This window comes from Alcanivorax sp. HI0044 (assembly GCF_001634945.1).
The window spans coordinates 1-760 of record NZ_LWEZ01000292.1 but is presented as its reverse complement, the minus strand read 5'-3'; the positions used below and the strand labels follow the sequence as shown (position 1 = coordinate 760).

Sequence of the window (760 nt, the reverse complement as noted above, 5' to 3'; positions counted from 1 at the left end):
GCTGCGCGCTGAAACCGAACGCTTCGGGGCCTATTCCGTGGCCGGTGAAGATGTGTGGGAGCATCCCTTCCTGTGGGGCTCCAAGCGCACCGGGCCAGATCTGGCCCGGGTGGGCCTGCGACCCATCACCGAGCAATGGCACCGCGAGCACCTGCGCGATCCACGCCAGGTGGTGCCCGAATCCAACATGCCGGCTTACCCCTGGCTGCAGGAAACCCCGGTGGATTGGGATCTGACCGAGCGCAAATTGTCGGTATTCAAGAATGCCTTTGGTGTTCCCTATACCGATGAAGACATCGCCGAGCAGATGAGCAAGGTCAACGGCGAGTGGGCTAACGCCACGGAAGAAGATGCACTGGTGGCCTACCTGCTGTCGCTGGGTCAGGAACGCAAGGAGGCTGTGCAATGAGCTATCACGCCCTGTTTACCCTGGTGTTCTTCCTGGCATTTGTTGCCATGGCGGCGTGGGTGTATCGCCCCAGTCGCAAAAAAGATTACGAAAAGCTCGGCTATATCGCGCTGGATGCGGACGAGCGAACAGCCGGGAACCTTGATAAGGGGGACGAGCAATGAGTGACTTCTGGAGTTGGTTCATTATCGTCATCGTCGTTATCAACCTGCTGGGTTGCGGCGGCCTGCTGCTGTGGAATAACCAGATTTCTGCAGAGGAAGCCGCCAAGGAGACCACGGGCCACAGCTTCGACGGCATTCAGGAGCGCAACGCTCCCCTGCCCCGCTGGTGGCTGTTCCTGTTTATCGG

General features: G+C 59.5%; 3 protein-coding genes. All 3 read left to right on the top strand.

Annotated elements, in window-relative coordinates:
* Window positions 1-409, top strand: a 409-nt coding sequence (locus tag A3730_RS03580; protein WP_063537497.1) for a cbb3-type cytochrome c oxidase subunit II, incomplete at its 5' end; no start/stop codon positions are given.
* Complete coding sequence (locus A3730_RS03575; RefSeq protein WP_063521376.1) at window positions 406-573, top strand: CcoQ/FixQ family Cbb3-type cytochrome c oxidase assembly chaperone; 168 nt, start codon at window positions 406-408, stop codon at window positions 571-573. The genes A3730_RS03580 and A3730_RS03575, both read left to right, overlap by 4 nt.
* Window positions 570-760, top strand: a 191-nt coding sequence (locus A3730_RS03570) for a cbb3-type cytochrome c oxidase N-terminal domain-containing protein (protein ID WP_304439455.1), incomplete at its 3' end; no start/stop codon positions are given. The genes A3730_RS03575 and A3730_RS03570, both read left to right, overlap by 4 nt.